Raw genomic sequence first — 7253 nt, forward strand, 5'->3', positions numbered from 1 at the left:
TGTTTTCCTCTAAAATGAACCTTATCATACGCAGTAAATCCAAAGGATTCATACATTTTAGGCAACCAAGGATGTTCCTTAGCCGTTCCTAATGTAACAATATGTGTTTTAAACTGTTCTTTTAAAAGCTCCTCTGCATAGCCCAAGACTTCCCGTGCATACCCTTTGCCTTTGAAAGCTGGTGCTGTTACAAAATGAGCAATATGCGGATATTTATCCGGTGTTGAGTATTTCACCCAAGGCATACAAAACGTAATAGAACTAACTAATTGCCCATCAATATACAAGCCGTATACAGGATAATTTTCAATCCACTCCTTAGATTCCTCTTCCGTAAAATCAATAGCGTCGAAGCTAATAGGATAGTCTTTTATAGCTGCATAACCGTCGATTAATACCTTATGATATTCTGCTGTGTCTGCTACTGTTAATTGTCTAAATTCTTTCATGGTCTTTCCCTCATATCTATATTTTATTCACAAACTACGTATATTAATTCACTTTGTGAAAGTAATTATACACCTATATGTATTTATTTGCAATATATTTACATAAACATTATATGAAATCATAATATCTATAAAGGAAATCTTATATGCAATAATGTAATATATACAACAACCCTCAGCCATACTAAGTATCAAATAAATTAAAGATCCAAATTCTCAACCGAAAGAGTGTTTGTATAAAAATAAACACAATACAATTAAAATCTCAATCAAAGACTCTATCCTCTCTAACCGTGATTGACGTATTTTTATAAAACAAGCACAATACCACAAAAAGATTTAGATAAAAAAACAGGATGTATCAAAAGATACATCCTGTTTTGAGCTTTTACAATCTCTAGAGAAAGTTAACCCTATTGATTATTGTATATACGGGAACCGTATACGTCACGTTCGTTTTTAGGTTCGTTGTTAACGCGAACACGTTCAGTTTTATGACGATCGTTATCATCACCAGAAATACGATCAACACGGAAGTGGTTAAGACGAATATTTTGTAATTCAGGACCGAATTCATTCAATGCACGTTTCATGTTTTCGTCAATAGGAGCACCGTTTTGAAGTGCACGGTACAACATTGTAGCGAATTCGTAACGAGTCATCTTAACATCGCCTTTGAATGTGCCATCAGGGTAGCCAACAAGGATACCATTACCAGCCAATTGGCTAATATATTGGTAAGCCCAATGGTTGCGAGGAACGTCTGGGAATTCAGCAGTTTTGCTAGGATCAATTGCATGTGGAGTCAAGATTTGTAACAAGTTGTTATATTTGTTTTCCATATCTTGAAGACGTGCGTTCAATTCGGCAATTTCACGACCCATAGCTACGCGAGAACGGGATTCAGGGGAACGTTTACCAAGGCGAATAGATACCCCCGCGTTCAATTGAGTTTCGCCAGTACCTACAGTACCACCAACGGAGAACATTGTGTCTTCGTTAGGACGGTAGAACGCACCCAACGCAGCAGAGTTAGCATTATGGTAGTGACCATAGCCTGCAGCAATTGTCCATTTGTCATCTGGGTTGAAGTCTAATGGATGCAATGCAGCCAATGCAGCGGAACCTGCACCTACTTTGTTAACCCGTCTTTCAACAGTACCAACACGATTAGTCAAGTTCTTAATATTGTTATTAATTTGACCAGGTGTGGAATTGTTGATTTGTGTTTGTAAATCATTAGCTACGGAATATAATTGGCTACCGTTTACAGCATCTGTAGAAGTAGCGGAAAGCTCACCAGGAGCAACATTTTTAATTTGACGCTCAGCACCAGCTTTACCTACGGACACGGAACCATTAGCTGCGGAACCCACACCAGCAAAGCCACCGAATGTATGACCAGCGATGGTTGCACTACTTTGTGCTGTAGCTTCGGTTGTAGTGGAACCTGTACCTAAAGCGATAGAGTTTAAGTGTGTTGCATTTGCATGATCACCAATCGCCATAGCGTAGTCAGCTGTAGCACTTGCATCAGAACCAAACGCATTAGAACGCACGTTAGTTGCCTGTGCACCAGCGCCAAATGCTTGAGCATGATCACCAGATGCAAGAGCTGAGGAACCCATAGCAACAGAATGATTATTGGTTGCTTGTGCGCTAGAACCAATCGCATTAGATTTATAGCCAGATGCTAACGCTTCATAGCCAATAGCTTGTGAGCGAACTTCGGAAGCCTTTGCACGTGTACCAATAGCAGTAGACCATGTACGTTGTGCTTCAGCAGAATGACCAATAGCAATAGATTCATTCATCAACGCCTTGGAAGAATTACCCATTGCTAATGCAGAGGTGCCTGCTGCAGTGTTGTTAACACCAATAGCGACAGAATTACTTTTCCAGTCACCAGTTCTCTTTGTAGCATCATCTGGCTCATTTTCGTAATCACGATCACGGAAGTTTGCATCAGATTCTTTTACAGTATTACCGCTACCATACGCAACTGCATTATTGGCACCTGTAACAACATTAGTGTTGTCCATTACAACAGAAGCAGCGTCTACCGGATTAACATTCGCACCAACAGCAGTGACAGCAGCCAATACAGCAAACGCTAATTTTTTGGAATGTTTCATTTCTCTCATCTTACACCCTCACTAAATTAAAAAATCATCCAAATTACAATACAATTTTTCATTCTCTCTATGTTCCGTCTCTCACCTCGGTCTGAACAGGTGAATATTCTAAATTAGCATAAAGAAATATCCCTATATCAGTTTAAGAAAAATTTATATTGTCGATTACCCGCATAGCATATCAAAGTTTTACGATATACACAACCCTTTTTTCTAACACAAATTAAATTAACAATTTTTTATATCTATCAGAATCCGCTTTATTCCTAGCTTTATAGGGAAATAAATTTTACTCATTATTTTCTCTTATGAGTTAAATTTTTCGCAACTTTGTAAACTTTTCTCATGTAACAAACTGTATAACTTATAAATAAATAACCACCTTATAAGTACGAAAAATATACCTTTTACCCTTATTACACCTCATTCACACTTAATTCATGAATCATATGTGAATTAAACTATTTTGTATATTTAATCATCCACTTATCATTTTATTATAATTTTATATTTCTATGACAATAGCATCTACCAATACCAATTGACATCCAAATAGATGCTAACAAAAGCATTATAAGAATAAACATGACAAATATGATTTATATTGGCCAATATTTTATGTATATGCTCAAAAAAAGCCCCCTCCTCTTCATGAAGATAGGGGCTTTATAACAAGAATCATTCTTTATTATATGTAATTATGCTAATAATGCACTTACAAGTGCTTCTGCTTTATTAAAATCGGATTCTTCTGGATTCCAGTTGCATTTGATTTCAGGTTCTACTACAGAGAATCCGTATTTAGTCAACTCTTCACGGAGTACCTTTGTAGATTCACCAGACCAGCCATAGGTACCAAATACAGCAGCCTTTTTATTTTTGAATTTCAACTCACGCAAGAAGTCGAGCCAACCAGCTACAGCAGATAATACACTATTACCTACTGTTGGAGAGCCTACAGCAATCGCTTTAGACTTAAAGACTTCCGTCATAATATCATTTTTATTGGTTTTGCTAATGTTAAAAATCTTAACACGTGTATCAGGGGATTGCTTAGCAATTTCTTCAGCAATCTTATGGGCCAATTTCTTGGTGCCATCCCACATAGTATCGTATACAACTGTGACTTGATCTTCTTGATACGCTTGAGACCATTCATAATATTTTTCTACGATTTGCATTGGATTTTCCCGCCAAATGGCGCCATGACTAGTAGCGATGATATCGATTGGCAAGTTAAGCTTTTGAATTTCTTCAACTTTAGCTTTTACCAATGGAGAGAATGGATTCAAGATATTAGCGTAATATTTCATCGCCTCTTCCCATAGACGGCATTGATCGGCCTTATCCGCCCATAGTTCTTCTACGGCAAAATGCTGACCGAATGCATCGTTGGAGAACAAGATATTATCCCCTGTCATATAAGTCGCCATGGAATCAGGCCAGTGAAGCATGCGCATTTCTACAAATACCAAGGATTTACCGTTCCCGATATCTACGGAGTCACCAGTTTTAACAGTTTTGAAATTCCATTCTGGATGATGATATTGACCAACCAAGGACTTAACTGCATTTTCGGTACAATAAATTGGCGTATTAGGTATTTTTTCCATCAATGCAGGCAAGGAACCGCTATGATCCACTTCGCCGTGGTTACATACGATGAAATCAATCGTATTCAAATCAATTTCAGATTCCAAATTATCAATGAACTCAGAGGAATGAGGTTTCCACACAGTATCGATGAGGACCGTCTTCTCCTCTTCAATCAAATAGGCATTTTGGCTAGATCCATTATTAATGGTGTAATCAGAGCCGTGAAACTCTTGCAATTCCCAGTCGATTTTACCAACCCATGATACGTTGTTTTTAATGTGCTTTCTCATAATAACCTCCATGTTCTGTGAAAGTAAATATACTCACCTCATATCTTTTAATGAGTCTATAAAGGCCCACAGATGAGAGAAGCAACTTTCACCGGTATTCCCCAATATATGGCCCCATGTTGTATCAATGGATACAACATAAATCGGTCATTAACTATAGTTTTATTATATCGATATTACACAATTAAGTCTGTACCTGTAGATACAGTTTTGAGAATTATTATAAAAACCACTCATAGGTAATCACATGCCGTACATTAGTACACATCGATTTCCCATGAGTGGTTACGAGTATATGTAATTATATGATTATTTATTACCCGATTTAGATAGTCCAGGGATAGCTTTATAGATATATAATGCAATATATCCATCAACCAAGCTATGAACGATGGTACCGCCACCTACAAGAACAAATACAACGTAGATGAGATCAATGTTTGGCATCGTAGTGGTAGTATAGAACAATAGGCATGCTAGTACCTCACCAATAGCGTGAACGATAGCACAAGCAAGGTTAAACGCAACAAAGGATAGAGCCCCTGTTAATACGCCTGGATGATGTTTAATATAGTAAGCCCCCATCAAGGCAAAGATGATATGAGATGCAGCACGCATAACGATAACAAGTGGGAACCCTGCTACAAAGAAGCCGAGCGTAGAACCTATCACGACACAAGCTGCCATCTTTCTAGATAAGAACATAGCTAAGAATATAGGAACATGACTCGCCAATGTATACGATGCCGGTGGAATCACAACTTTCAAAGGCATCACGATAGGAATCATGATGGCTAATGCCATCAATAAAGCAGTAATGGTTAAATTTCGATACATCGAAGAATTCATAAAGGCCTCCTTAAAGATAATTTGCCATTCATCTACCAATATAGCACTCTAATATATGAAGAACAACTACGTATACCGCTAGTGTCCTACAAAAAAGAGAGGGCCTTACAACCCCCTCTTATTTAATTGGACAAATATATTATAATACCTATATCTTAACGCTTATAATATGATTTTAAAAATGACGTAACTCACGTTAATAACTTTGAGAAATCTTAATTGATTACTTTTATAAACGTTCGATTACGGCTTGCGCCATTTCTGTTGTACCTACCCGTTTCAAACCTTCACGGTAGATATCGCCAGTGCGGTAACCATCAACGAGCACTTGTTCTACAGCACTTTCAATAGCGTCAGCCACTTGAGGTAAATCAAGGGAATGACGGCACATCATCGCAGCGGACAAGATTGTACCCAACGGATTCGCCAAGTTTTTGCCCATGATGTCCGGTGCGGATCCGTGGATTGGCTCGTACAATGCAGTACCTGTACCCATAGATGAAGATGGTAAAAGCCCGATGGAACCAGAGATAACAGCACCTTCGTCGGACAAGATATCGCCAAATAAGTTCGTTGTAACGATAACGTCGAACTGTGCAGGATTTACAACGAGCTGCATTGCTGTATTATCTACATAAAGGTAATCTGTTGCGATATCCGGATTAGCAGCGGCTTTCTCTTGCGCAATTTTGCGCCACAAACGAGAAGAAGCCAATACATTCGCTTTATCTACGGATACAACCTTTTTATTGCGTTTGCGAGCCGTTTCCATAGCGATATCCATGATGCGCTCTACTTCATAACGGCTATATGTTTCTTTATCCCAAGCAAACTCGTTAGCACCCTCACCTTGCGCCTCTTCTCGTTCACCAAAGTAAATGCCGCCAGTTAACTCACGAACGATGACGAAATCTACATCTTGCACGAGTTCCTTTTTAAGCGGAGAATACTCTTGCAATGATGGATAGATTTTTACAGGACGCAAATTACAGAACAAACCAAGCTCCTTACGAAGACCTAGGATTGCCTTTTCAGGACGGATAGCAGGATCTACATTATCCCATTTAGGACCGCCAACAGCACCCAACAATACAGCATCAGCCGCTTTACAAGCCTCGATCGTATCCTCAGTCAAAGGCACACCGTATGCATCGATAGACGCACCGCCCGCTTTCTTATCAATCCAATTAACCTTTACATTGGCTTTCTCAAAAGCCACATCGCACACAGCCTTCGCTGCCGCAATAATCTCAGTACCGATACCATCACCAGGAATCAATACGATACGCTTTTCGCTCATCTTACCTCTCCATATAGTAAAAGATTGTAAACCTCATGCTCTTCCCCCAGTGCCCTTTGCGAAGAAACCGCAATAGAACTTAATGGGACAAGAGCTGGCATATGCCTTGAGACCGACTTAGCTCGCTCCTCATTCCCCCTCTGCCATAAATTCATTCAAGATATTGTTAGCTAGAGGGATTTAAAGTTTTGCTACACAAAAGTAGAACAGTTGGAAACGAAACACGTGTCGAAACCGACTTAGCTCGCTTTGGAGGCTTGAGATACGTGTTTCGTTTCCTCCTGCTACTTACGGTTTTTAGCAAAACTTACAAGACCACCAGCTGCCGCAATATCTTGAATGAATTGTGGCAACTCAGTCCCTTGGTATTGTTCGTTTTTCGTCAAATTGTACACGATACCTTTAGACAAGTCTACGCCGATTGCATCACCAGCGTCAATGCGATCTACTTTTTCGCCGATTTCCACTACTGGTAAACCGATGTTGATAGCATTACGGAAGAAGATACGTGCAAAGGAGTGTGCCACGATAACAGGTACGCCTTTCGCTTTGATAACGCCCGGTGCATGTTCACGAGAAGAACCGCAACCAAAGTTTTTGCCAGCTACCATGATTTCGCCAGCTTTCACATTAG

General features: G+C 39.3%; 6 protein-coding genes. All 6 read right to left on the reverse strand.

The window, feature by feature from the left end:
- Positions 1-449 (reverse strand): GNAT family N-acetyltransferase (locus tag RYO55_RS09385; RefSeq protein WP_314985264.1); only part of this gene is annotated, 449 nt, incomplete at its 3' end.
- Positions 450-862: 413 nt separating this feature from the next.
- Complete coding sequence (locus RYO55_RS09390) at positions 863-2593, reverse strand: S-layer homology domain-containing protein (protein ID WP_314985266.1); 1731 nt, start codon at positions 2591-2593, stop codon at positions 863-865.
- 689 nt (positions 2594-3282) lie between these two features.
- Positions 3283-4470, reverse strand: coding sequence for a flavodoxin domain-containing protein (locus RYO55_RS09395; protein WP_314985267.1), 1188 nt, complete (start codon positions 4468-4470; stop codon positions 3283-3285).
- Positions 4471-4779: 309 nt separating this feature from the next.
- A complete protein-coding gene (locus RYO55_RS09400; RefSeq protein ID WP_012863703.1) occupies positions 4780-5319 on the reverse strand; it encodes a hypothetical protein in 540 nt (179 codons plus the stop codon).
- 229 nt (positions 5320-5548) lie between these two features.
- The gene (leuB, locus tag RYO55_RS09405; RefSeq protein ID WP_314985268.1) at positions 5549-6619 is read right to left on the reverse strand and encodes a 3-isopropylmalate dehydrogenase; all 1071 of its coding nucleotides are present in this window, start codon (positions 6617-6619) and stop codon (positions 5549-5551) included.
- 284 nt (positions 6620-6903) lie between these two features.
- Positions 6904-7253, reverse strand: a 350-nt coding sequence (leuD, locus tag RYO55_RS09410; protein ID WP_314985270.1) for a 3-isopropylmalate dehydratase small subunit, incomplete at its 5' end; no start/stop codon positions are given.

This window comes from uncultured Veillonella sp., assembly GCF_963551295.1.
Classification (GTDB): Bacteria; Bacillota; Negativicutes; order Veillonellales; family Veillonellaceae; genus Veillonella.